At 55.1% G+C, this 19,951-nt stretch carries 21 protein-coding genes and 1 riboswitch; of the genes, 13 read left to right on the top strand and 8 right to left on the bottom strand.

The annotated features are described in order from the left end of the window. Window positions 1-13: 13 nt before the first annotated feature. Window positions 14-1,231 carry a GNAT family N-acetyltransferase gene (locus FC75_RS01210; RefSeq protein WP_056988885.1) on the top strand — a complete coding sequence of 406 codons (1,218 nt, stop codon included), beginning with the start codon at window positions 14-16 and terminating at the stop codon, window positions 1,229-1,231. Window positions 1,232-1,310: 79 nt separating this feature from the next. Here the strand turns inward: FC75_RS01210 and FC75_RS01205 are convergent, their stop codons facing one another. The 3 genes from FC75_RS01205 to FC75_RS01195 all read right to left on the bottom strand — a co-directional run bounded on the left by FC75_RS01205 (window position 1,311) and on the right by FC75_RS01195 (window position 4,642). Further along, entirely contained in the window at window positions 1,311-2,270 is a 960-nt protein-coding gene (locus tag FC75_RS01205; protein WP_056988883.1) for a diacylglycerol/lipid kinase family protein, read from the bottom strand. A gap of 474 nt (window positions 2,271-2,744) precedes the next feature. After that, window positions 2,745-4,427: a ribonuclease J1 gene (gene rnjA, locus FC75_RS01200; RefSeq protein WP_054664191.1), complete on the bottom strand. Its 1,683-nt coding sequence runs from the start codon at window positions 4,425-4,427 to the stop codon at window positions 2,745-2,747. A gap of 2 nt (window positions 4,428-4,429) precedes the next feature. Continuing rightward, window positions 4,430-4,642, bottom strand: coding sequence for an RNA polymerase epsilon subunit (locus FC75_RS01195; RefSeq protein ID WP_054664194.1), 213 nt, complete (start codon window positions 4,640-4,642; stop codon window positions 4,430-4,432). A 183-nt stretch (window positions 4,643-4,825) separates the two neighbouring features. Between FC75_RS01195 and FC75_RS01190 the strand changes: the two genes are divergently transcribed. After that, the gene (locus FC75_RS01190) at window positions 4,826-5,272 is read left to right on the top strand and encodes a hypothetical protein (RefSeq protein WP_056988881.1); all 447 of its coding nucleotides are present in this window, start codon (window positions 4,826-4,828) and stop codon (window positions 5,270-5,272) included. 68 nt (window positions 5,273-5,340) lie between these two features. Here FC75_RS01190 and def read toward each other — a convergent pair whose 3' ends face one another. Then, complete coding sequence (gene def, locus FC75_RS01185) at window positions 5,341-5,895, bottom strand: peptide deformylase (protein ID WP_054664200.1); 555 nt, start codon at window positions 5,893-5,895, stop codon at window positions 5,341-5,343. 210 nt (window positions 5,896-6,105) lie between these two features. Then, window positions 6,106-6,267, top strand: a riboswitch (M-box (ykoK) riboswitch). Window positions 6,268-6,516: 249 nt separating this feature from the next. Between def and FC75_RS01180 the strand changes: the two genes are divergently transcribed. Further along, on the top strand, window positions 6,517-7,326 hold the full coding sequence (locus FC75_RS01180) for a hypothetical protein (protein WP_156314371.1): 810 nt from the start codon (window positions 6,517-6,519) through the stop codon (window positions 7,324-7,326). Between the two features lie 217 nt (window positions 7,327-7,543). On the opposite strand, the gene FC75_RS01175 is transcribed toward FC75_RS01180, so the two are convergent. Together FC75_RS01175 and FC75_RS01170 are read right to left on the bottom strand one after the other, a co-directional pair. After that, window positions 7,544-7,981, bottom strand: a complete 438-nt coding sequence (locus FC75_RS01175; protein WP_054664206.1) for an Rrf2 family transcriptional regulator — start codon at window positions 7,979-7,981, stop codon at window positions 7,544-7,546. A gap of 76 nt (window positions 7,982-8,057) precedes the next feature. Continuing rightward, the gene (locus FC75_RS01170; RefSeq protein ID WP_056988879.1) at window positions 8,058-8,924 is read right to left on the bottom strand and encodes an SDR family oxidoreductase; all 867 of its coding nucleotides are present in this window, start codon (window positions 8,922-8,924) and stop codon (window positions 8,058-8,060) included. Window positions 8,925-9,245: 321 nt separating this feature from the next. Here FC75_RS01170 and FC75_RS01165 point away from each other — a divergent pair, with 321 nt between their 5' ends. The 10 genes from FC75_RS01165 to FC75_RS01120 all read left to right on the top strand — a co-directional run bounded on the left by FC75_RS01165 (window position 9,246) and on the right by FC75_RS01120 (window position 18,039). After that, window positions 9,246-10,133, top strand: coding sequence for a Rossmann-fold NAD(P)-binding domain-containing protein (locus tag FC75_RS01165; protein WP_054664217.1), 888 nt, complete (start codon window positions 9,246-9,248; stop codon window positions 10,131-10,133). Window positions 10,134-10,135: 2 nt separating this feature from the next. After that, window positions 10,136-10,450, top strand: coding sequence for a UPF0223 family protein (locus FC75_RS01160; RefSeq protein ID WP_056988877.1), 315 nt, complete (start codon window positions 10,136-10,138; stop codon window positions 10,448-10,450). Beyond that, window positions 10,422-11,192, top strand: a complete 771-nt coding sequence (locus tag FC75_RS01155; RefSeq protein WP_056988875.1) for an inositol monophosphatase family protein — start codon at window positions 10,422-10,424, stop codon at window positions 11,190-11,192. Before FC75_RS01160 ends, FC75_RS01155 begins: the two co-directional genes overlap by 29 nt. Window positions 11,193-11,369: 177 nt before the next feature. Further along, the gene (gene typA, locus FC75_RS01150) at window positions 11,370-13,220 is read left to right on the top strand and encodes a translational GTPase TypA (RefSeq protein WP_054664220.1); all 1,851 of its coding nucleotides are present in this window, start codon (window positions 11,370-11,372) and stop codon (window positions 13,218-13,220) included. A gap of 190 nt (window positions 13,221-13,410) precedes the next feature. Next, entirely contained in the window at window positions 13,411-14,784 is a 1,374-nt protein-coding gene (locus FC75_RS01145; protein ID WP_054664223.1) for an Nramp family divalent metal transporter, read from the top strand. Between the two features lie 121 nt (window positions 14,785-14,905). Beyond that, the gene (locus FC75_RS01140; RefSeq protein WP_054664226.1) at window positions 14,906-15,274 is read left to right on the top strand and encodes a GntR family transcriptional regulator; all 369 of its coding nucleotides are present in this window, start codon (window positions 14,906-14,908) and stop codon (window positions 15,272-15,274) included. Then, a complete protein-coding gene (locus FC75_RS01135; protein WP_056988873.1) occupies window positions 15,271-16,143 on the top strand; it encodes an ATP-binding cassette domain-containing protein in 873 nt (290 codons plus the stop codon). Before FC75_RS01140 ends, FC75_RS01135 begins: the two co-directional genes overlap by 4 nt. Continuing rightward, the gene (locus tag FC75_RS01130; RefSeq protein ID WP_054664232.1) at window positions 16,133-16,864 is read left to right on the top strand and encodes a hypothetical protein; all 732 of its coding nucleotides are present in this window, start codon (window positions 16,133-16,135) and stop codon (window positions 16,862-16,864) included. The genes FC75_RS01135 and FC75_RS01130 overlap by 11 nt, the downstream gene beginning before the upstream one ends. A 12-nt stretch (window positions 16,865-16,876) precedes the next feature. Then, window positions 16,877-17,626 carry a hypothetical protein gene (locus FC75_RS01125; protein ID WP_056988871.1) on the top strand — a complete coding sequence of 250 codons (750 nt, stop codon included), beginning with the start codon at window positions 16,877-16,879 and terminating at the stop codon, window positions 17,624-17,626. A 65-nt stretch (window positions 17,627-17,691) separates the two neighbouring features. Next, window positions 17,692-18,039, top strand: coding sequence for a hypothetical protein (locus tag FC75_RS01120; RefSeq protein WP_056988869.1), 348 nt, complete (start codon window positions 17,692-17,694; stop codon window positions 18,037-18,039). A 398-nt stretch (window positions 18,040-18,437) separates the two neighbouring features. Here FC75_RS01120 and FC75_RS01115 read toward each other — a convergent pair whose 3' ends face one another. Together FC75_RS01115 and FC75_RS01110 are read right to left on the bottom strand one after the other, a co-directional pair. After that, window positions 18,438-18,965: a nuclease-related domain-containing protein gene (locus FC75_RS01115; protein ID WP_054664238.1), complete on the bottom strand. Its 528-nt coding sequence runs from the start codon at window positions 18,963-18,965 to the stop codon at window positions 18,438-18,440. 49 nt (window positions 18,966-19,014) lie between these two features. Continuing rightward, complete coding sequence (locus FC75_RS01110; protein WP_056988867.1) at window positions 19,015-19,893, bottom strand: hypothetical protein; 879 nt, start codon at window positions 19,891-19,893, stop codon at window positions 19,015-19,017. Between the last annotated feature and the right edge of the window lie 58 nt (window positions 19,894-19,951).

Raw genomic sequence — 19,951 nt, 5'->3', positions numbered from 1 at the left:
CTAAGGAGTTTTTATGGCAGACGACATCCGCGATTCGCTTGAGATCAGACCGGTCACTCCGGCCAACCTTGAGCAGTTCAACGATTTATTAGCCTACGTGTTTCAAGTCACGGCCAAGGAAGTTGAGGAGTCTGGCTACGAAGACGGTGAGCTCGAGCGGGCTAAGCGGCCGGTGCTCGAAAAGTCCGACGTCATCGGCTGGTGGCAGGGCGACGAGCTGATTTCGCAGCTGGCCATTTACCCGTGCCGCGTCAACATCCACGGTAAGCTGTACGACATGGCCGGGCTGACCGGCGTCGGGACGTACCCCGAGTATGCCGGTCACGGGCTCATGCACGATCTGGTCAAAATTGGCCTTTCGCACATGCGGGACCACCACCAGTGGATCTCGTATCTGTACCCGTACAGCATTCCGTTTTACCGGAAAAAGGGCTGGGAGATCATGTCCGACCACCTGACGTTCGACGTGAAGGACACCCAACTGCCCAAGGTCGACAATTCGTTGCCCGGTCACGTGGAGCGGCTGGAAATCGATGACCCGGACGTGATCGAGATTTACAACCGGTTTGCCCTGCACAATCACGGGGCAATGATCCGCAACCAGCTCAACTGGGACGAGTACTGGCGCTGGGAGGACGAGGACGAGCGTATCGCCGGGGTTTACTACGACGACAACGATATTCCTCAGGGTTACGTCCTCTACTGGATCGCCGATGAGGTGTTCCACATCAAGGAAATGGTGTACAACACTCAGGAAGCGCGCATCGGCCTGTGGAACTTTGTCGCGGCGCACTTTTCCATGGTCGAGCACGTCAAAGGCGACATTTATAAAAACGAGCCGCTGCACTTCCTGCTCGATGACGGCGACATCATGCAAACCATTCACCCGTACTTCATGGCCCGCATTGTCGATGTGGCCCAGTTCCTCAAGGTTTACCCGTTTGAGGAAGCGGAAAAGCCGTTGCACTTCATCGTGTCCGACCCGCTGGCGGATTGGAACAACGGTGTCTTCGGCCTGTGGTGGGACGAAGGTGGCCACTTGCAGGTGACCGACCGACCAGTCGGGGACCCGGTTAAGCTGGACATTCAGACCCTGACGACGATGCTGATGAGTTACCGCCGGCCGTCGTACTTGGCGAAAATCGAGCGCATCGAAGCCAGCAAGGCCGCCATCAAGCAGCTGGAGCGCATTATTCCCAACGATGAACCGTACTTCTCCGATTACTTCTAACCGAATAGGAGTCAAAAACAAACGTGTCATTGCCTAACGAAAGGGCAGTGACACGTTTGTTTTTGGTCCAGGTTAGTAATTAATTTTTTGTTGGCAGGTTAAACCAGAAGTTCTGCTTGGCCACAGTGAATTCCAGCTCAAACGGGCGGGTCCCCATTTCCTCACCGTCCATTTGGCCCTGTTCCAGTTCTGCTGTTTCCAGGCGCAAGTGGGTGCCCTTGAAGTAGTGCACGCGCTCGTACTTATGCGCCTTGCCGCGGATCATCTGAATCAGGTAAAAAAGGAACGCGACCCAGTTGGGGTGTTCGGCCACGACCAGATCCAGCAGCCCATCGGTGGGCACCGCACCAGGCATGAAGCGAATCCCCCCGCCAAAGTACGGGTGGTTGGTGGCATCCACTAGGAAGGCGTTTTGAATGATCTCCATCCGGCCTTGCTGATCGTAGACGATCACCGTGAACGGCTTTTGCGCGAAGAACACGATCACCGCGGTGACAAAATAGGAGAGCTTACCCAGATGGAACCGGTTGAGAAAGGTCTTGATCTGACTGTGCGAACTGTGGGCGATGGTGTTGCCGTCATAGCCGATGCCGACGTTGTTGACAAAATAGCCGCTTTCTTGGTGGGTTTGCTCAGTGTACTGCCCGACGTCCAGGACCAGCGGCTTTTCAGCGCTCAGGACGCATTCAAGCGCCTGCATGGGGTCGTCCGGCAGTCCGATCCCGCGCGCGAAATCGTTGCCGGAACCGGCGGGGATGTAGCCAACTGGGAGGTCAGCTTGCCGCGTCATTTTCAATCCGGTAATCGTTTGGTTAAGTGTCCCATCGCCGCCGATCACCAGCACCACCGCACCGGGATGGTCGTTGAAGCTGCCGATTTGCTTGGCAAGCTGCACCGTGTGGCCGGAGTACCGGCTGACTCGCACCTCATACTCGATTGCGCGGTCGTTCATGACCTTGCGGACTGCCTTTAGCGTGTCCACGGCGTTGCCAGAGCCTGCTGCCGGATTGAAAATAATGTAGTAAAATGCCGCCGCCATGCGTTCGCCTCCTCCAAAAATCACTAATACTGATTATACCGGCCAGGCATGAATAACACAATAAATTCAGTGGTACACGATGAATATTTATACGTTTAAATTAAGCTCGCAGCAGTGCGACAGCCTGTGCAGGCGGGATTGGTATCGTCGACGACCTTGCATCCCGCCTTCATAATGAGTTCCGGCGCCATTGGAAGGGAGGACAACCATGTCAAATTTGATTTTCGCATGACGGTGCTGCTGCTCTTGAGAGGCGCCGTTTTTCGCCATCAGCAACAGCGCTCGCGCTTTGATTGGTGCTGCTGGGTCTGGTGCTGCTGGTCGGCGTCAGCGGTTGGGGGATCAGGCTGTTTGACGTGACTGACCTGGTACTTAATTACTCATGGTGGTTTGATCGGGGATGGATTTGTCACTGTGGTTTTGAAAATACAAAAAAATGATTCTCAGCGGTGAGCCGAGAATCATTTTTGCTTTTTACAGCGTGATCAGCATTGGCAGGATCACAGGGTGGCGCTCCGTCTTATCAAACAGGAATTCCTGCAGGTTGGACGTGATCGCATCCTTAAGCATGCCTTCAGTGACTTTTTCGTTGTCCTTGAAGGTGTTCTTAATCGTGCGGTAAACCCGGTGCTGAGCTTGGTTGATCAGCTCACCGGATTCGCGCATGTAGATGAACCCACGCGATAGCAGGTCGGGGCCGGCAAACACGGCCTGTTTCTGCATGTTGATCGTGGCCACGACCACGACCAGGCCTTCTTCGGAAAGCATGCGGCGATCGCGGATGACCGCGTTGCCGATGTCACCGACGCCATTGCCGTCAACGTAGACGTCGCCAGCCGGGAAGTGGCCGGCACGGTGGGCCGTATCGGCAGTCAGTGCCAACACATCACCGTTGTCCATGATGAAGCAGTGGTCGGCTGGGACGTGGCATTCCTGCGCCAGCTCGGTGTGGATCTTCAGCATCCGGTACTCACCGTGAATTGGCATGAAGAACTTCGGCTTCATCAGCCGCAGCATCAACTTCTGCTCCTCCTGGCCGCCGTGACCAGAAGTGTGGACGTTGTTGACCTTGCCGTGAATGACGGTTGCGCCAGCTTCTTCCAGCTCGTTGATCACGTGGTTCACGGAAACCGTGTTGCCAGGGATCGGGTTGGAAGAGAAGACGACGGTGTCGCCAGGCTGAATCGTGATCTGCCGGTGCGTGCCGTTGGCGATCCGAGATAAGGCCGCCATCGGTTCGCCTTGCGAGCCGGTGCAGAGGATCATGACTTTTTCCGCCGGCATCTTGTTGAGTTCGTGCGGATCGATCAGCTCGTCATCTGTGACGTCGAGGTAGCCGAGTTCGCGGCCGTTGACCAGCGCGGTTTCCATCGACCGGCCGAAGACGGCGATTTTGCGCCCGTGCTCACGGGCAGCCTGAATCGCTTGCTCCATCCGGGAGATGTTCGACGCGAAGGTGGCAAAAATGATGCGACCCTTGATGTCGTCGAAAATGTGGCGGATTGAGCGGCCAACGAAGCGCTCAGACTTCGTGAAGTTCGGGATCTCGGCGTTGGTCGAGTCGCTCATTAAGAGCAGCACGCCTTCCTCGCCAAGCTTGGCCATGCGCTGCAGGTTCGGCGCCGGCTGATCGCCGACTGGGGTCAAGTCAAACTTATAGTCCCCAGTTTCCACGATGGCACCGTACGGGGTATGAACCGCGACCCCGAGGGTATCGGGAATACTGTGAGTGGTGCGGAAGAAGTCGACCCAGAGGTTTTTAAACTTCAGGACGTCTTCTTCCTTGATTTCGTGCAGCTCGGTGGAACGCAGCAGTCCGTGTTCCTCCAGCTTGCCGCGAATCAGCGCAGCGGCAAGCGGTGGGGCGTAAACCGGGACATTCGGGACTTCGCGCAGGAAGTACGGAATGCCGCCGATGTGATCTTCGTGCCCGTGGGTGATCACGAGGGCATCGATCATGTCCTTGTGATCCACCAGGTACGAGTAATCAGAAATCACGTAGTCAATGCCCAGCAGGTCATCTTCGGGGAATTTGATCCCGTTATCGATAATGACGATTTCATCCTTGTACTGGACGCCATACATGTTCTTACCGATCTCACCGAGACCGCCGATGGCAAAGACTGCGACTTCATCTTTCTTTATGTTCAAATCCATGATCAGAACTCCGTCAACTTATAGTTTGGGGACTTCTGCTCGTATTCCAAGAAGTTGCCATTGAGCTCCTGCACAAGCTCAATGTTGTAGTCCGTGTGTTCTTCGACAGCAGCGCGCGCAGCGGCCGCGGATTCGGCCTCCATGTAAAGGGTCTGGGTGGTTTCCCGCCGCGGATTGCGGATCTTGTCTGGTTGGTACAATACTTTGTAGATCATTGATAAAAACTCCTTTGCACGCGAAAATGGCCTCAGCGTGAGGATCTTCGCAAATTTTGCCGGTCAAATGTTGAAAACTCAACAGTTATAGATAGTTTAGCATATAAGGAGGGCCGACGCCACCAGCTACCAGCGGCATCGCCGGCCCGAAAGCGGTATAATGAGTAAAAAGGAGGCGAGGCCATGTACTGGTTGCTTGCTGTGATTGCCGTCGGTGTGGTCTTCGCCATCGTGATTTGGTTGCGGATCGCCCGCAGGCGTCGCGCGCTGCGCCTGTTTGTCTGGCACAGTCAGCAGCTGACGGACCAAGTCGTTGAAGAGGTCCTGACCGTGCTGCATTGGCCGTATGACAAGCCGCTGCACTCCGCCGCGGTCGCCGATGTCTGGGGCCACGGCATCATGGGCTTTGAGTACGAGACAGAGACACCGAAAATCAAGATCACGCGTGACCGGCTGCAAAATCAGCTGCGTGACACGGCGGAAGATCAGCACATCGCCAGTTCAGATCCGCGTTATCCGGCGTTTGTGATTACCGATTTTTGGGAGCGGGACGGCAAGACGCACTTTGACGTTGCGTTTGTCACGAACGCGCCGACCATTGCCTACCTGCAGGATATCCAGCGCGTCTAGGCGAGAAAAAGCGTCCCTGATGGTTTTGCAAGGGTTTGCCTTGCAGAGTCATCGGGGACGCTTTTGAATCAGTCGATCAAGATGCCTTCAGGGTCCATCTTGAATGGCGTCTTCTTGTTGATGTGATCATAGAATAAAATGCCGTTGAGGTGATCGATTTCGTGCTGGCAGACGATCGCCGGGTAGTTCTTTAGGCGCACCTTCTTGGTTTCGCCCTCGAGGTTTTGATAACGGATGGTGACGCGATCGTGCCGGACCACATAGCCCTCGACATCGTTATCGACCGACAGGCAGCCTTCCCCTTCAGACAACGCGGCGTCCTGCACAGAGTTGGAGATGATCACGGGGTTGACCAGGACTTCCTTAAACAGGATCGTGTCGTCCGGACCTGGGACCAGGACGGCCGCCATGCACTCGGACACACCGACTTGCGGGGCGGCAAGGCCAACGCCTGGCCGAAGGTGATACTTTTTGTTTTCCTCTTCATCCTGACTGACCACAAGGTATTCCATCAGGTCATGGGCCAGCTGTTTGTCTTTATCAGACAAGGGAAATGCCACTTTCTTGGCCCGTGCGCGCAGGATCGGATCACCATCTCTGGTGATATCTTTCATTAAGTACAAGAGAACCCCTCCACTTCGAATCGTTTCCATATTACTGTAGCACAACTGGCAGTCAAGAAAAACCGCGTATCTCGCGGCTGGTGCGCGGTTCCGCTAGATTTTGCGTGCGGTCGGTCTAAATGAGAAAATGCTCATCAGGCCCGATAGACCGGGCCTGGGTGGTTGACAGGCACGGCAAAAGTAAGTAGAATGAACTTTGTAGTGAAATATGGTGCTTTCCGTTAGGTGAGGCTCCTATACGAACAATGCTGCTGCTCAGAAACATCCAGAGATGCCAATGAGTCAACTGCGCCTGTCTATTAAGGCCCGCGCTAATGCAGCTGAGATTTTTTCTAGGCGTATAGTGCTAAAACTAAACGATTGGGATGCAAATCGCGCAGGCCTAATCGGTGTGCGCTTTTTTCAATTCTAGATGAGAAAAATGCGGGTGGAAACCGTAAGCACAACGGTAAGACAACTGGAAGGTGGTGAGCGCAATGAAACAAACAGCGATTGACGGTGGCGGTAGTCCGGACAGTGCGGATCCCGGAAGGTTTGTCATTGTGCCACCACTTAGTTCTACATATAAGTAAATAGGCGCATCGCAAGCCCTCTCTGGGAAGAGAGGAGAACACGATGTTCATGCAAGAATATTCTGGCCTGAGCACGACTCAGGTCAACAAGATGCAGTTCAACTTGCGCACTGTTGCGACGCCACTTCGTTCCACGTTCCCACTGCGCCCAATTGCCATGCTCAGCGCTGGCTTGGGTCTGCTCAGCGACGTCCTGCTTGACCGGGTTTGGCTCGGGCTGGCGCTGACGGCGCTGCTGGTGATCGGTGGCTACGCGGTGCACGCAGCATTTTGCCGCTGGCTGACCAACTTCAATGGCAACCGCCAGGTCCTGGTGGTTCGCGACGGGTTGGTTCGGGGCACCACGCTTGCCGGACTTGTCGCTGGTGACATCGTCAAGATCCCAGCCGGCACGCTGCTGGCGACGGATGTGGCGACCACTGCTTCAGCAACACCAAGCCGCTGGCTTCAGGTTATCCTGAAGTTGACCGGCAAGACAATGCCGCAAGGGGTTGCTCTAGCCGGCAGTCGCGTCAACGAAGACGTTCAGGCGAAAGTGCTGGCTGTGGGCGACGAGCGGTACATTGCGAAAATGGCAAACGACATTTTTGCAGTCAAAAGCGAGCTGCCTTTAGCAATGATTGCCAAGGCCATCCTGGCTAGCATCAAGTGCGCAGTGATCCGGTTGAGCCGGGCACTCGGCGCAAGCAAGTTGATTCGGCAAGTTGAAATTAAAGTCAAGCAGGTTCACGACGACTTGGCCCTGATCCCGCAGGTTGCGGGACGGGCTTCCCTGGTTAAAAGTGACGTGAGTGCGGTCAAAGAGACCGCGTTCCGGTATAACCAGGACCCAGTCACGTCGCCCCGACCCTCAATCTAATTGAAAATGAGATGCCTACCGTCCATCATTCGATGGGCGGTATTTTTGCGTTTTCCTGCTGGGCGTGGAGAGCCGATAGCTCATCCGGCGCGCAAGTTTGGCAGCAGGCGGGTACTCAGGGGCCAACCGAGTCATCAGTTTACCCCACAGAAAAAGCGCATTGGTGAGAGCCTTAAGCTCATCATCAATACGCTTTCGAGTTAGTTTTTGATTGTAGCTACCGCATGGTTTTGGCGTCCTGGCGAACCAGAATGTCGGCGATTATCTCTGCCAACGTGTGCTTGGCCATGCTGGCTTCAGTATCGCGTTGAATGGCGGCGTACACGTCATTCAGGGTGTCTTGAATATTGCCGCCAACAATGCACAATGGGTTAGTTTTATCATCGATGTGCAACAGGTTGTGATTGTCCTCAACCGCCAGATAAACGTCGAGCAGAGTGATGTTTTCAGGGGACTTAGCTAGAGTCACCGCGACCTTGCCAGGTTGGCTATTGAGCAGGCCGGCCTTGACTAGTTTAGACATCATTTGCCGCACCATGCTTTGGTTGGCTTCCACGCTTGCGGCAATCGCGGCACTCGATAGGTCGCCGCCGGCATAAATCTGGACGTACGCCAAAATGTGGAGAGCATCACTGAGTTTATGGGAAAATTTCATCGTTTATCCTGCTTTCAGAATGGCGGCGGCAGTGGCGGTGTTACCCACCCGATACTGGTGAAAGGAACCAGGGGTCCTACGCTTCTGGGCGGTAGCTGCGCTTCAGGAAGGCCGACATGCTTTCTGGCTTATCGCCAGTGATCTTCGCAAAATCGTGAGTGGCCTGGTCGAACAGACCCAGGGCGCCGGCGGCATACATGCTGGCGAGTTCTTCACCATCACCTTCCGCCGCGTAAATTCGGCCGAATTCTGCCGTGGTCACGGGTTTATAGCCAATTTCATGACCGGTGACTTTGGTCATGATCCGTCCTAGTTCTGGCATGGTCAGGGCTTTTTCCTGGGTCAGCGTGTATATTTGGCCAGCGTCGCGCAGTTCCGGTTTTACGGCCAGAGTGGCAATTGCCTTGGCGCTGTCGTCCTGGGTGATAAAACTCATCGCCTGATTGCCGACGGGATAGATCAAGGCCTGGCGCTCGATCAACTCCGGCAAATAAGGGACGAGCGGATCGGCGTACAGCGAGTTTTTCGCGACAGCATATTGGAGGCCGCTGGTTGCCAGCTTGCGTGGGGCGTAGGCGTAGTATGGTGACATTCTAAAAGGATTATTCTCCTGGTCGGCATAAAAACTGACGAACACGACAGACGGCACCTTCGCGAGTTTGAGCGCTTTAATTGAGTTTTCAAATTCGGTGATTCGCTGTAAGACATCGTAGGTTTTGCTGGGAATGTAGATGACGACGTCTTGACCAGAGAAAGCCTGACGCATGGTCTCGACGTTGAGGTAATCCAGAGCGACCGTGTTGATCCCTCGCTCGCTCAGGGCAGTGGCTTTTGCTGGGGTGTGCACAGCCGCGGTTAACGCGGACGCGCCGACCAGAGCGACCAACTGATCGATGACTTTGCGACCGAGATGTCCGGTAGCGCCAGTGATGAGATATCTCATGAATTGGGCCTCCTAGTAGAATGATGGACTGACATGACCTGGTGTTTTTCTGTGATTAACCTGTTGCTTTAATAATAACAGCTAATAAACATTATGCAAGAATTTTTCCGAAACATTTATATGTACAGTGGCATTTCGGTGGGGAAAGTGCGATAGTCCACTAGTTCAGGGACCGGCATCTCCCCTGAAAACTGCGCGTGTTCCCTAGTTAGACACGCCCGCCACTGTCCACGATCCAGTGTCCACGTTTTGACATGAAACTGTATCCTCTTCTCGCGCAGCAATTGTTTAATATGGCATTAAGAGAGTTGGAGGGTAAGCATGCAAAAAGTAGTGGTTTGTGGGGACACTGCGGCGACGGAAGACATCGCCGCCAAACTGATCCAGAGTCGGTTGCCGCTGACGGTCCTGCTTGACGCGCCGGATGCTGATAAGGTGGGCATGGATGGTCTGATCGCACTGGCGGCGGTGAGTGAAAATCCGCTTCAAAAGGCGACGCCGAAGCAGTTGGCCGACACGGATGTGCTTGTCATCACCGATTTTGCCGACGGGGCGGCGGAAATGGTGCAGGCGGCCAATCTGGCCGGCATGCGGCGCGTACTGAAGTCGGCCATGGGGGTCGGTTTTGCCGGCAAGGTGCTGGTGGCGACACAGGAAAGTGAGCTGTGCACCTATTTTGCGCAGCGCTTTTCAGGACTGAAGGCCAACGCGGTGATGGGCATCGGGACGATGGGGCTGACCCGCTGCTTCGAGCACAGCCTGGCGCGCGAGTTTGACGTGCCGGCCGGGGCCGTGACGGCTTACGTCATCGGCACCCAGCCTGACTTCACGCTGCTGTGGAGCCGGGCGTACATCGGCGCGACGACGGTGATGAGCCTGCTTCAGGAAACCGACGACGCGGCCGGCCTCATGACGCGCGTGCAGGCGGCTTGTCAGGCATACGCTAGGGCAGCAGATGGCCACAGTTTCTGCGGCCTGATCGAGCGGCTGCTGGCGGCCAATGCTGGCAGCGCCTTGATTGCCCCAGTGGCGGTGCGCTACGATGAGGGGGACCAGCCGCTGGTGTACTCGCGGCCGGTTCAAATTGATCGACGCGGGGTGACGGCAGTCGCGAGCGTTAGTGGGTCCGAAGCCGAGCAGCAAAGCCTGGCTGAGGCGCTGACGCGGCTTTCCGCGCAAATCGCCGCGATCGAGGCAGGAGAGAATTGAATTTGAAACCCAACTATGAATACCCATTGGACTTGGATTGGTCCAAGGCCGACATGATCAAGGTCACCACTCTGTACAGCTTGGTAGAAGACGCTTATGAAAAAGGGGTCGACCGCGCCAACTTGCAGGCCGCCTACGCCGCGTTCAAAACGGTCGTGCCCGACAAGGGGACTGAGCGGCAGCTGGACCGGGAGTTCGAGCAAGCCTCGGGCTACTCAATTTACCGCGTGATGAAGGCGGCGCAAGGGACCAGCTCAGGCCGCGTGCGCATGAAGGAGGCAACCCGCAATGCTGAAAGCACTCGCAGCAAACATTGAAGCCTGGCTGACTGAAAGCCGCACGCGCATCCTGACGGCGATGCAAACGCCGGTCAGCGTGGCCACAAAAACGGGTCGCAACGACCTCGTGACCAACGTCGACGCCGACAATCAGGCCTTTCTGGTGGGCAAGATTCGCACCGCCTATCCGCAGGCCAAAATTGAGGCCGAGGAAGGCACCGCCGCCAAGGTCACTGACTTAGACGGCCTGGTTTTTTTTGTCGACCCCATTGACGGCACGATGAATTTTGTCAAGCAGCGGGCCAACTTTGCCGTGATGATCGGCGTTTATCAGGACGGGGCCCCGCTATACGGCGCCATCATGGACGTGATGCGCAATGAGCTGGTCACCGGTGGGCCGAGCCTGCCCCCGGCGCTGAACGGCCAGCCGGTGAGCCTGCCACTTGACCGCTTGCTGAAAGATGGCCTGCTGGGTGCCAGCGGGCCGATGACTATTCACAACTACCTGAACTTGGGTGACATCGCTTTGGCTAGCTCCGGTGCGCGGATCTCCGGGTCTGCGGGCATGGAGTTCAAGGCCATTACGTTGGGGCAGCTGGTGGGCTACGTCTCCTACCTGCAGCCTTGGGACATTGCGGCGGGGATGGCGATCGGCGCCGGGTTTGGTCTGCAATGCAGCCGCCCGGACGGTCAGCCTGTTGACCTGCTTCAAGCCGGCGTGGTAGTTGCCGCCATGCCGCAGGCACACGCCGAGATCCTGCACCGGATGCAAGCAAAGTAGTTTTCAAGGATTCCTCGCACGACTTTTCAGAAAAGCTATCCGAGGAGGCCCGTTTGTGCTATACTCTTATTTCGAAGACTGTCTCAGAAGAGGCATGTTTTTTTATGCCAGAACCAGCGCCGAGTTGGTTGGCATTCTGCAGCCACACAAGGCCATTCTGAAAGGAAGTTAATTAATTTGAAGACTCGCGACGATATTCGCAATATTGCGATCATTGCCCACGTTGACCACGGTAAGACCACTTTGGTCAACGAAATGTTAAAGCAGTCCGACACGTTGCCGGAACATATGCAGATCGGGGACCGCGCGCTTGATTCCAACGCGATCGAAAAGGAACGCGGGATCACCATCCTGTCGAAGAACACTGCCGTTAAGTACGGTGACACGACCATCAACATCGTGGACACGCCAGGGCATGCTGACTTCGGTGGGGAAGTTGAACGCATCATGAAGATGGTCGATGGCGTGCTGTTGGTCGTTGACGCGTTTGAAGGCACGATGCCCCAGACCCGCTTCGTTTTGAAAAAGGCCTTGGAACAACACCTGACCCCAATCGTCGTGATCAACAAGATCGACCGTCCCGGTGCCCGTCCGGCAGAAGTCGTCGACGAAGTCCTCGAATTATTCATCGAACTGGGTGCTGACGAAGACCAGCTCGAGTTCCCAATCGTGTACACGTCCGCCATTAACGGCACGTCCAGCTACTCGGACAAGCCGGAAGACCAGACGCACACGATGAAGCCGCTGTTTGACACCATCTTGAAGACCATTCCGGCGCCGGAAGATACATCCGACCAGCCGCTGCAGTTCCAGGTTTCCATGCTGGACTACAACGACTACGTAGGCCGGATTGGGATCGGCCGGGTGTTCCGCGGTTCAATCTCCGTTGGTGACAACGTGACCTTGATGAAGCTGGACGGCTCGACTAAGAACTTCCGCGTCACCAAGATGTTCGGGTTCTTCGGTCTGAAGCGGATCGAGATTCAGCACGCCGAATCCGGCGATCTGATCGCCGTTTCCGGGATGGAAGACATTTACGTCGGTGAAACCGTCGCCGCTGCCGATCACCCAGAAGCACTGCCGATTCTCCGCATCGATCCGCCGACTCTGCAGATGATGTTCATGCAAAATGACTCACCGTTTGCCGGCCGTGAAGGCGACAAGGTCACCGCGCGTAAGCTGGAAGACCGCCTGAAGGCCCAGCTGCAGACCGATGTCTCACTGCGCGTTGACGACACCGACAAGGCTGGCGCCTGGATGGTTTCCGGTCGTGGTGAACTTCACCTTTCGATTTTGGTCGAAGAAATGCGCCGTGACGGCTTTGAGCTTCAGCTCGGCCGGCCGGAAGTCATCTATCGCGAAATCGATGGCCAGATCATGGAGCCGTTTGAAGAGGTCCAGATCGACATTCCTAGCAAGTACACCGGCACCGTTATCGATGCGATGTCCCAGCGCAAGGGTGAGATGCAGGACATGTCCGATGAGGGCAACGGCCAGACGCGTTTGGTCTTCCTGACCCCGTCGCGTGGCCTGATTGGTTACTCGACTGAATTTCTTTCCTCGACCGGTGGTTACGGCATCATGAACCACACCTTTGAAAAGTACATGCCAGTGGTTCGCAACTGGACGCCTGGCCGTGTCAATGGTGCGCTGGTTTCCATCAACGCAGGCGTGGCCACGACTTACTCTCTGCAGAGCATTGAGGAACGCGGGCAGCTGTTTGTTGACGCCGGCACTGAAGTTTACGAAGGCATGATCGTCGGCATGAACAACCGTGAAACCGATATCGCCGTTAACGCGACGAAGGGCAAGAACTTGACTAACACCCGTGCGGCCGGGAAAGACCACGCGGCGGCCATCAAGACTCCGAAGAACATGAGCCTTGAAGAGTCGATCGAGTTCCTGAACGACGACGAGCTTTGCGAAGTCACCCCGAAGAGCGTGCGGCTGCGCAAGAAGATCTTAAACACTGGCGAGCGTCAAAAGGTCGCTAAGCGTAAGAAGATCGCCACCACAGACAAGAAGTAATTTTGTTAAGACGCTGAGAACCGTTACCACAACTATGTGGTGGCGGTTTTTTTGCGTTGGCCCGCAAAAAGTCCTGACCCGGGCAAATTAGGGGCTTTCGGGAAGGCTAAAATATCGCTATACTTACATATGAAGTTTTATCATATACCTAGAGCATATTTGGGGAATCATGAGAAGGGGAGGTGGCGTGATGGCAAAGTCATCCCGAAAAGAGCACCAAGTCATGTTCGCTGAAGAGGAGGCCGGCTCGAAAAGCCTGGACGAAATCAACGGCAGCATTAAGGTCCCGAAGAACGCCGGATTCTGGAAAACCCTGCTGACCTACACGGGACCCGGGATCCTGATCGCGGTCGGCTACATGGATCCCGGCAACTGGATCACCTCGATCGCCGGGGGCGCGCAGTTCAAGTACACGCTGTTGACAGTGGTCCTGATTTCCAGTTTGACTGCGATGCTGCTGCAGGCGATGGCCGCCCGGTTGGGCATTGTGACCGGGAAGGACTTGGCGCAGCTCACCCGTGAGCGCACGGGTAAAGCCACTGGCATTATTTTGTGGATCATCACCGAGTTGGCGATTATGGCGACCGATGTCGCGGAAATCATCGGGTCGGCGATTGCGCTGGAGCTGCTGTTCAAGATCCCGCTAATCGTCGGCATCATCATTACTTCTGCCGATGTGTTGATTCTGTTGTTGCTGATGAAGTTAGGCTTCCGCAAAATTGAGGCCATCGTCGCGGTGCTGGTTGCCGTGATCCTGCTGGTCTTCACATACGAAGTTTTACTTTCTAAGCCAGATGTCGGGCAGATGCTGCAGGGCTACATTCCGTCCCCGCGCATTCTGACGAACCGCTCTGAGCTGTACTTGGCCCTGGGGATCGTCGGCGCGACCGTTATGCCGCATGACCTTTACCTGGGCTCGTCGATTTCGCAGACCCGCGCGGTCGATCGCTCGGACCACAAAGCCGTTAAGCGGGCGATCCGTTTCAGCACCATCGATTCCAACATTCAGCTGAGCATCGCGTTCATCGTGAACTCGCTGCTGCTGATCTTAGGGGCGGCGCTGTTCTTTGGCACCAACTCCGACCTGGGCCGCTTCGTCGACCTGTTCAACGCCTTGCAGGACAGCAAGGTCGTCGGCGCCATCGCTAGCCCGGTCCTGTCGATGCTGTTCGCCGTGGCGCTGCTGGCGTCCGGCCAAAGCTCGACCATCACCGGCACCCTGGCCGGCCAGATCATCATGGAAGGGTTCATCCGGCTGAAGATGCCGCTGTGGGCCCAGCGCTTGCTGACCCGGTTGCTGTCGGTCACCCCAGTTTTGATTTTTGCCATTATTTACAAAGGTAACGAGGCCAAAATTGAAGGCCTGCTGACGTTCTCTCAGGTGTTCCTGTCGGTGGCCTTGCCGTTCGCAGTGGTGCCGCTCGTCCAGTACACCTCCAGCGAGGAGTTAATGGGCGAGTTCAAGAACCGAGCGTGGGTCAAGTACGCGGCGTGGTTTGTCACAATCGTGCTGGTCATCCTGAACGTCTGGCTGATTCTCCAGACCCTCGGCATTAATATTTAAATCAAAAGTCGTCCAGATATTTGGACGACTTTTTTGTTGACGTCCTTTCGTTAAGGGGGTATCTTGACAGCGTAGGTTAGTTACTCAACTAATTAACTAAACAACTGGAAGGAGGCGGCCCATGAAATTCGATGCTAGCAGCGTCGTGCCGCTGTATCAGCAAATCGCCGACCAGTTCACGGCGGGGATTCTGAGCGGCGCGTTCGCTGAGGACACGCAAATTCCGTCGACGACTGAAGTGGCGAAGACCTACGCCATTAATCCGGCCACCGTGCTAAAGGGGATGAACGTTTTGGTCGATTTGGGGTTGATCGAGAAGCGGCGCGGCATCGGGATGTTCGTGGTGCCTGGGGCGCAGGCTAAGATCAAGGCGAAGCGCAAGCATGATTTTTACGCCGAGCGCATCGCGAACTTGATTGCGGCCGCCAAGGCGTTGGACATCAGTCAGGCGGAACTGATCGCCGCGATAGAAGAGGGGTATGGGGCATGAGCAAGTTAGAGTTCAAGCAAGTGACACGCAACTTCGGCGCCAACAAGGTGCTGCGCGGCGTCAACATGACATGGGAGGCCGGCCAGCTGTACGGCTTGCTCGGCCGCAACGGCGCCGGCAAAAGCACGCTGATGAAAATCGTCAACAACCGCCTTTTCCCGACGGCCGGCAAGGTGCTGCTGGACGGCAAAAGCGTTACCGAAAATGCTGACGCCCAAAATCGCATTTTCCTGATGAGCGCGGCGATGCTGTACCCAGGCGATAGCCGGATCGAGCAGCTGTTTACGCTGACGCGGGAGATGTACGGGAGTTTCGATGACGAACTGGCCGCTCACCTGGCCAAGGCGTTTGGGCTGGATCCGCACCAGCGGTTCCGCAAGCTGTCGACCGGGTATCGCACCATCGCCAAGCTGATCATCGCGTTGTGCGTACCGTGCGAGTTCGTGATGCTGGATGAGCCGGTGCTGGGGCTGGACGCGAATAACCGGGAGATTTTCTACCAGGAGTTGGCCAATACTTTTGCCAGCAAGCCGCGGACGTTCATCATCGCGTCCCACCTGATCGAGGAAATCGAGAATCTGGTCACGCATGTGTTCGTGCTGGACGGCGGGACCATCACCTTGGACGAGGACGTGGCCGACCTAACCGCCAAGGGCCGCGTGGTTACGGGTCCGACGGCACTGGTTCACGAGTGGCTCGGCGGCACCTGCACGCTGCGCGAAGTGGCGCTGGGCGGCATGTTGACGGCATACACGTTGGATGCGCCACTGGAAAAGCCGGTGCCGGCAGGCGTCACAGTCGGCGGCATGGATCTGCAACAGATGTATCTGGAGCTGACCCGCAACGGGGGTGAAGTCGATGAGGCGTAAATTTCAGGCGATGCTGAAAGTGCAGCTGCAGATGATGAGTATCGTCATGATTGGCGGCCTGGTTGGCTGGGGCGTGCTGGTGGGGATGAGTGTGTTCGGCGGCGCGTCTGATGCCAACGGCTGGTCTGGCGAGTTTATTGGCCTGTACATCGCTGCAATTTTGGGCTATTTTGCCATGCCCTGGGCGCTAGGGTCGGCGTTTCAAAACGGGGTCAGTCGCAAGCTTTATCTGCAAACCGCAGCGGTCGGGCTGGTAGCTTGTTCCGCGCTGCTGGCGGTGTTCGTCACCATGGTCAGTCTCATTCCCCTGGTTCGCGGTACGGGCAGTTTTCTCGCTTCTGTTTATCACCTAACTGGGCCAACTGGGGTGCTGATGGGTGCTGTGCTGCGGCTGGTGGCATACTTAGCTTTCGCAGCCATCGGGGCAGCCCTCGGTTTTGCCACCCTGCCACTCAGCGGAAAGATCAGGTTTGCGCTGGTGTTTGGTGTGTATGGGCTGATGGTGCTGCCGGGGCTGGCACTGGTGCTGATTATGCTGGCATTGCCGAGTCTGGCCACCGATTCGGGCGTGCTCCAGTTCCTGCTGGCGCTGATTGGACTGCCGCTGCACGGGGCGCCTCAGCCGCTGATCCTGCTTTTGGTCTTCGCAGTGGTGACGGTCGGGTTTGGCTTTCTGGCGGCGCGCTTAGGTGGCCGCGCCGAACTCAACGACCGGGTTTAGGAGGGAAAAGTCATGAAAAAACAGGTCATGTTAAAAACTCAGCTTCTGGACCTGGCGAAACCGTTTCTCATCTTTGCGGTGGTGATGCTTGGACTTAGTTTTGTCTTTGTCGTCGGTATCAACTCGATGATCGGCGCCAAGATGGACTGGAACCAGCCCTTCGGCAACACTATGATTGTGCCGACCGGCATTTTCACCCTTGCAGCAGGCATGATCCTGACCCCCAAATGGCTGCGTCTGGCCGCTCAGTTCGGGATCCCGCGCTGGCAGCAGTTTTGGACGCAGCTGACCGGCTGGCTGTGCTATGGCTTGGTCGGGTTTGCCCTTGACTGGCTGATCATGACCATCTTCGGCGTACCGATGCTGTTCATCAAGGAGCTTGGGTACTCGGGGACGTACACATCAGTTGCGTGGGTCGCCAACGCGCTGTTCATTGTGCTGGTGTTCGCCTCACTCGGCGGCATTGGAATGTTCTTCAACGTGCTGATGCAGCGGGTGGACCGGGTGGCAGCAGCCTTGACGCTTTGCGGGGTGATCATTGCCGTTGCGTTGGCCTGGTTCCCGGTCGGCCGGCTGATTGCGCCTTCCGACAGTGATGCGGCGGCGCTGACTCGGCACTTGGCCAGCGGCTCGCTGACCCAGACGCTGCCGGCAGCTCAGGCGAACCCGTTTTTGATCGTGGCAGCAGCGCTGTTGGTCTTCGCTGTAATCTTTGGGTTGACCGCGCTGGGGATGCGGCGCATGACCGTGGCCGAGCAGTAGGCGAGGCGAATTGCTTGCCTCTGCGCTGACCCGCGCGTAAAGTGAGCGCGAAAGGGGCGGTTTAGATGTTAGACGTGAAGAACAGTATCGATAACCTGGAATGGACCACCACCCATCACTTGGCGCACATTCAGAATCAGCATCCGTTCATGCGCCGGTGGGCGGTGCAATTTGAGCTCGCATACACCGATTTCCGCGTGATTCAGATGGCGTTGCAGATGGACGGCCAGCACCACGAACTGCTGGCCGATTTCAGTCAGACGTACGAGGCCATTCACAACTACGAGTTTGCCTTTGCCGGCGACGGGCTGGAAGGCTTTAACCAACAATACGGTGGCGAGTTGGACGAATACGCAAACCAGGTCGACCATTTTGAAGATCTGATTGATCAAATTCGGGACCTAGAGCCATGATTTTTGCGGCGTGGAAGCGGTGGACTTTGCACAATCTGCGAACACAGTTTAAAGTCCCAACGGACATGTATAAGTCGTGCTGATTAATGATCATCCTAATCAAGATCGTCTGGTATCACGGTTTTCAATCGCGAGCACTGTTAGAAATGAAGGACTGACCCGAATACATTCGGGCCAGCCTTTTTAGGATTAGATATTCGTCTTTCAGATGCAGTCACTCAATAATTTCAGTTTCGATGCACTTGGCAATCTCCGCGGTGCGCTCCGCCGTCATTACTGTCTTTGGCATGTGTTCATAATAGTTTCTAAAACTGGCTAAGCTAGAGAAGCCGTCCGGTTCAGAGACATTGCGTCCGGTGAATTCTTCGGCATCGGCGTTCTTAGAGTCGTCATCGTCGTCAAGCCGGCCATTTAAATCGACAATCGTGTTGGCATTCGACTGGGGGGTACACGTACAGCACAAAGCCATGAACGAACGGGGGGATCTGTAAGTGGCCCTTCAAAAATCTGTGCAGTTTGGCCATTGTCGTTTTCACTTGTTGTGCAGGGTCGTGCCAGTTTGCATAGCCTTCGAGTGCCTCGTCAGTCTTGGCAACCAGCGTGAAGAACTCTGAAGGATTCAGGTTGCGGATAGTACCAGGCAGTGAATCTTTGATGATCGGCCAAAATGCGGCGCACTCTTGCCTGAGCTGGGTGAGGGTGATCTCGTGATAAATGGTGCCGCTCCAGTACTTGGTCTCGAGAACAAACAGGCCGCGGTGACTCAACAAGAGATGATCAATCTGCCGATTCGGCTCGCCGTCATTGAGGCTGAGGAACAAGTTGGCGTATATTTTAATACCGTCTTCGGGATACTGCTCCTGCAGGGCTCGTGCCATCTTGTAGGTTTCGTATTCTCCGCGGTTGGTGTATTGACGTTCTTGCATCTGAATAACCTTCTTCCCGTTCCGTGAGACTCCATCACTCTACATTCAACTAATTGTCATTTATATTATTTGAAAGGCCCGATTCTGGTACCTCGTAAATTGTCGTATAGGTTGCTTTTTCCATATCAATGGACGTTTGTTGATTATAATCCACGACAGTCACATCTTTTTCACGGGGAATCTTGTGGTGATCAATCAGATCCTTCATGAAATCTTTGGTTTCATCCGTATCAAAATTGTAGGATAACTCAATCTTTTGATTATCGCTAGAGACCTTGGGTCCTTGTGTCGGGTCATCAGTTTCTTTTAGACCAAATGTGACTTTAACGTGTTCGTGCAGAACTGTGTCAAATTCAATCACAATCTTGTCAGTTAACAGTTTATTTACTACTTGTTCACGGGGCACTGCGCTGTCATAGAGGCCATACTTGTCGTTGGCATTTATGCCTTTCTGTTGTTCAAATGTGTCCATTTTTTTAAACATGTCCCCGGTAAGAATAATATTGTTCTTCCCAGGTTCTAGGAAAGGAATGTATAGCTTTCGGTTTGCCCCCGTGCCTTTATTGAAACATATACAAACGTGGTGGATAGGCTCGCCATACAGTAGTCTAAGTTCGAAAAGTTCAATACTATCTTTCCGTGTTTTATTTAAGTAATCGACATACGAGCTGATATTTGTTGTGTCAATCTCGCTGTTATCTTGCTTAACTTGTTGTAATCCCGTCGAGCTAATGAACAGCCTATCACCTGGTTGTATTCTGGGTGTCGAATCATTTCGTCTGTATGTTTTCGGGAAGAAATATAGCATCGGTCTGACTCGGTTGTATTCTCTTGCCTGCTGTATTTCATTTTCGCTTTGTTCTTGATCTCTTTGTCTCTTTCGTTCCTCCTCAAACTGTTTCTTTTGTCTCTCTTCTTCATCCTTCATTTGTTCCCCAGTTTACAATTCAAGTGCAACACCCTGACGACTAGACCAGAAAGGCCAT

It is taken from the genome of Lacticaseibacillus camelliae DSM 22697 = JCM 13995, from assembly GCF_001436615.1.
Lineage (GTDB): Bacteria > Bacillota > Bacilli > Lactobacillales > Lactobacillaceae > Lacticaseibacillus > Lacticaseibacillus camelliae.
Note: the sequence above shows the minus strand (reverse complement) of the source record. Positions and strands in the feature narration are given on the sequence as shown.